Origin of the sequence: Nitrosomonas sp. (assembly GCF_022842015.1) — a bacterium.
Lineage (GTDB): Bacteria > Pseudomonadota > Gammaproteobacteria > Burkholderiales > Nitrosomonadaceae > Nitrosomonas.
On sequence record NZ_JALHQJ010000118.1, the window covers coordinates 1 to 4,740 of the forward strand.

The following is a 4,740-nucleotide window of genomic DNA, read 5'->3' on the forward strand; positions in this document are numbered from 1 at the left end:
GCTCAAAATCCAGGCACTGACCATGGAGCTGGCCTATTTGCGCCGAATCCAGTTTGGAAAGAAGAGCGAGTCACTGTCACCAAAGCATCCTGACCTGTTTGAGGAAACCCTGCAATCTGATCTGGCAGCGGTAAACGCAGAAATCGAACAGCTTGATCCATTGGCAAAAGCACAGGCCAAAGCACCGCGTTCCCATGCTGGCCGCCAGCCGTTACCGGATCACTTGCCACGTATTGAACACCGTCACGAGCCTGAGTCCTGCCAATGCGATCAGTGTGGACAGAACCTGGTCAAAATCGGTGAAGATGTGAGCGAACAGCTGGATGTGGATCCGGCCAAATTCTTCGTCCATCGCCACATCCGCCCACAGTATGCCTGCAAGACCTGCGAAATCGTTACCGCTGCGCCAATTCCGTCAGCCATCATTGATGGCGGTATGGCTGCACCCGGCCTACTGAGTTGGGTACTGACCAGTAAATACCTAAATCACCTGCCACTGTATCGCTTAGAACAGATCGCCGCACGTGAGCAAGTCACGTTATCACGTTCCACCATGGCGGAGTGGGTGGGTCGTAGCGGCGTTGCACTACAACCATTGGTAGACCGGTTGGCTTGGCATCTGTTGCAAGGCAACACGCTGCATGCCGATGAAACGCCAGTCGCACAACTTGATCCCGGCAAAGGCAAGACTCGCAAGTCTTATTTGTGGGCCTATCGCAGCAATGATCTAGAGTCTGGGCCGCGCATTATCGTCTTCGACTATCAAGCCGGTCGCAGTGGCCGGCATGCGCAAAACTTCCTGGGAAACTGGCAAGGTCACTTGCTGGTCGATGACTACGGTGGCTACAAAGTACTATTCTCTGAAAAGCAGGAAAACCCCTGTATTGAGCTGGCTTGTTGGGCGCACGCACGGCGTAAATTCTTTGATCTGCACCAGGCCAATAATAGCGCGATGGCGTATGCAGCATTGCAGCGCATTGGCAACCTATATGCCATTGAAGCAAAAGGCAGAAACCTGACCATCGAAGACCGCCAACAACTACGGGAAGAAAAAAGCTTGGCCGAGTTGCAAGCATTGCATGACTGGTTGGTGCAAACCCGCGCCCAGACAGCAAACGGCGGTGGTTCCGCTAAAGCGCTGGACTACACCCTCAAACGCTGGCCCAGCCTGATGCGCTATGCGCAGACCGGACACCTGCCAATTGACAACAATCCAGTAGAAAACGTCATTCGACCCATCGCGATTGGAAAAAAGAATTGGTTATTTACCGGTTCAGAGCGTGCCGGTCAACGTGCGGCAGCCATTCAAACCCTGTTTGGTACTGCCCAACTCAATGGACTGAATCCATCTGCCTGGCTCAAAGATACACTCATCAAACTACCCACTTGGCCTAATAGTCGAATTGACGAGTTGCTGCCGTTGCCACCTGAGTTTATTGAAGTGCTAAAGCATAAGAATTGATAGAGATAGATGGTGGCGTTGGACGCTTACGATGAAGCACTGCTCAAGCACGTTGCACCAATTCACTGGAATCACATCAATTTAACCGGAGATTGCGCCTGGAAGCAGCACAGGCGTGTCGAGAAAGGTGGGTTCAGGCCGTTACAGCCAATTCCGAAGGCTTAACGTACTTTATTTTCCCTTTCGTCAAACGTCCCCTACCTATCACAGCAGTTGATCAGGATGAATGATGAAGCAGAGCGTCAACAATTGTTGGAGGCTATTACCAACGGATTCATTCGGTATCCGGCTCCCAAAAATGCAGCAAGAAATGGAACAATTATTGGAAGAAATAAAAAATCCTGGGGACAAGTGAATTCCAGGGGTTGGCAAAAATCCTATGGGACTTTACGTGCCTTTGTTGGAATTTGACCTGGATACTGGATTCACAAAGAAGGGAATGCACACATCTTCGTAGTTTAGCAGAGAGGCTATTTCCTCTTCCACAGCAAACGATTCCAGATTTTCACCCATTCTGGAACGAAGAATAACTATAGTCACGCCTTCTGCAAAATCAGTGAAGCAAGAGGAGATGGAGTGAATATCATCAAAAAACTTTGTAAATCCATCGGGCAAGCTTTTCGAGTCACCATGATTCAGAAGCGCTCTATTAGCTACAAGTTCGCCTGCTATTGATAGATTATTTCCGATGGTTCTACCTAGAATTATAGAAAGATCACCCTCATCCGCAGCACCTTCCCAGTTCGATTCGAACTGCTCTGCTGAATAATGGAACGCAAATGAGTTTCGTACCTGATGAATTAGGTTGCTCTTCCCAAAGTACAACTTTAGACTAGTCAATGCCTTTTCAGATTCTAGAGGAAGTTTCGAGTCAACGCGCTGGGAAAGTTTTGTAGCAAAATAGTATTTTCGAAGCACCTCCCATGTTTCACAAAGTTTACCAGCGAGTAGGCGCGCATAGATCATCGCCTGCATCCCATCGGCCAACCCTTCGGCAGATGATTTTCCAGACTTAGAGTTATTCAAACACCAAGTGAATACTTTATTGAGAGAATTGATTTCGTTCTGGACATGACCTATGAGTAATAGGAAAGCTCGTTCGTCTGAATCCATCTCAATCAGCACCTTTTTTGGAATATCAATTCGATTAATCTTCAACTATCTCTCCGCACGATAGGCGCCTAACAAGTAATTATATAGTTTCCGTATATCTTCCATACTTTTGGCATTAACAGCAACATAGTCGTTGCGTCTATCAGGTTTGTTAACTATATATCAACCTGAATGAAATGATATTTAGATCTGTAGATCATGACAACACTGGCCGTCTCACATTACTCGACCAGAGTATCCGATGATTTATTGAAAGAAATTGACTGGCTGGTTTTGGGCCAGACTGTACAATTTAATCGTGCTTTAAGTCCCAAATGTCAGGTCACGTGCGAACCAATACAAATTAAATTTGATATTTTAATCGTCGTTTTATGAAAGCCGGCTGTGTACCTTCTAAAACATCTACAATTTTTTGGTTGATGCGGGGGTTCTCAATAGCTCCGCTTTCATAGGTAAATTTATAGTTTTCAACTTTATCAAGTTGTACATAGATAATTTGTTCAGCATCCGCTCCTACTGCCAAGTTTGGATTGTGAGTTACTAAAATAACTTGCCGGTTTTTCTTGGCATCTCTGATGCATTGTGCCAATACAGTAAAGATACTCTCATTATCTAAATTATCTTCTGGTTGATCTATAACAAGGGGAATATCGTCTTTGTCCAGCTGAAGATAGAAAACAAGAAGCAATAAACCTTTTTCACCGGGCGATAACTTGTTTAAGTTTTTTCCGCCAAGGCGAAGTTCATAACGTGCCGAAAAATACTCTAATGAGAACAGGAAATCGTAAAAATGTTTTATATCGCTAACTTGTTCTTTGATGGAAAGGGGCTCTCCATCATGGACTTCCATTTTTTTTATCGCTATTTCAATAAATTTATAAATAGAATCAAAATCATTCCACTCAACTTCGCTTAGTAGTAAGCTGAGCGCTTGTTTCGGGTCATTTGCGCCGTGGAAATAACCTTTCCGATTCTTTCTGATAAAATCAAGGAATAACTTCGAAAATGACTGATCAAGCACAAACGAGGCATTAATATTTACGGAAAAGCCACTAGTACGTACTAAGCTAAGTTTTGCCTCAACGCTCTGCTTAAGTTCTGAGTAAAATGTTAGGATTTTCTGTTTACTCGAGAATATTTTTTCTGAAATTTCTTTTCGTGCACCACGTGCAGTAAGGAGCTTTTTAGAAAGCTCCTTATCTATATAAGAGATTTGTGATTCTAGGTGTTTGATTGTTCCTGATCGAGGTTCAACCTCGTTACCTATGATATCTTCTCTTTGTTTACTCCACTTTGCCAATTTGTCGAGATAAGTTTGATACTTACGTTGAGGGGTGTCGAGCTGTTCTTTCAATTCAATAACCCGCTCTTTTATATACGCGCAAGCGGCTCGAAGATCCAGAAGGCTGGCAAGCATATTAAAGTCAATTTCGTTGCTAAACTGCTTCTTGTTATCTATTTCAAGCACTTGTATTTCAGTTGTGAGCACTAAACTCTGCTCTTCAATGGAGTGAGTATTGATCTCAGCTTTGACTATTGCTTCAATATTTAGGCCGAGCTCTTCACAAACTGACTTTAACTCCAGTTTCTGGCTAACAATTTGCGCACTCATCGCAGAGACACTCTGTTGAAGTGAGGAGAGTTTTTGTAGCTTGTTTTTCTTTTGAGCAATGATTTCAACCGTATTTCGCTCGGATTCTTCCAATTGCTTTGCTTGCTTCGTAAGTTGAGCAATCTTCTCTGATAATTTTTTTTGTTCTGGGGTTTCGGTTTCTGGTTTTAGAACTTCAGATGGTTTCGTATTATCAAGAGAGCCCAACTCGTCTTTCTTTGCATTAAGCTCTTCTTCAAGCTTCTTTTTAAATAGAGGATCAGCTTGTTCTTCAAGGCGTACGATTTCAATATTTAGTTCACGAAGTTTAGCTTTTAGCACACTTATTTCCTGCGCGCTTTGCTGGGTCTTAAATTCTTGTAGCTCTACAAATGTATCCTTTTCCATACGATCTGTTCGATCAACATGTGAGAAAACAACGTCTTCTATTTCACGGCGAAATGCTTCAATCTCAATGTCATTAGTAAGTTGTTCAAAATAATTCTGCGGCAAATATCGTATGGCTTCCGGCTTCGTCTTATCTACATTTGCATCAAGGCGTTTAGTTACCTTT

Annotated in this window: 5 protein-coding genes; 3 read left to right on the forward strand and 2 right to left on the reverse strand. The window is 43.7% G+C overall.

Annotated elements, in window-relative coordinates; genetic code table 11:
- The 3 genes from Q0C11_RS14375 to Q0C11_RS14385 all read left to right on the forward strand — a co-directional run.
- Positions 1–1,462 (forward strand): IS66 family transposase (locus tag Q0C11_RS14375; RefSeq protein ID WP_293009142.1); only part of this gene is annotated, 1,462 nt, incomplete at its 5' end.
- A 9-nt stretch (positions 1,463–1,471) separates the two neighbouring features.
- Positions 1,472–1,627 carry a hypothetical protein gene (locus Q0C11_RS14380; RefSeq protein ID WP_293009144.1) on the forward strand — a complete coding sequence of 52 codons (156 nt, stop codon included), beginning with the start codon at positions 1,472–1,474 and terminating at the stop codon, positions 1,625–1,627.
- A gap of 57 nt (positions 1,628–1,684) precedes the next feature.
- The gene (locus Q0C11_RS14385) at positions 1,685–1,873 is read left to right on the forward strand and encodes a hypothetical protein (RefSeq protein ID WP_293009146.1); all 189 of its coding nucleotides are present in this window, start codon (positions 1,685–1,687) and stop codon (positions 1,871–1,873) included.
- Here the strand turns inward: Q0C11_RS14385 and Q0C11_RS14390 are convergent.
- Together Q0C11_RS14390 and Q0C11_RS14395 are read right to left on the reverse strand one after the other, a co-directional pair.
- Complete coding sequence (locus tag Q0C11_RS14390) at positions 1,850–2,620, reverse strand: hypothetical protein (RefSeq protein ID WP_293009147.1); 771 nt, start codon at positions 2,618–2,620, stop codon at positions 1,850–1,852. The two genes, Q0C11_RS14385 and Q0C11_RS14390, sit on opposite strands and share 24 nt — an antisense overlap.
- Positions 2,621–2,918: 298 nt before the next feature.
- On the reverse strand, positions 2,919–4,740 hold a 1,822-nt coding region (locus tag Q0C11_RS14395), incomplete at its 5' end, for a TrlF family AAA-like ATPase (protein ID WP_367273772.1).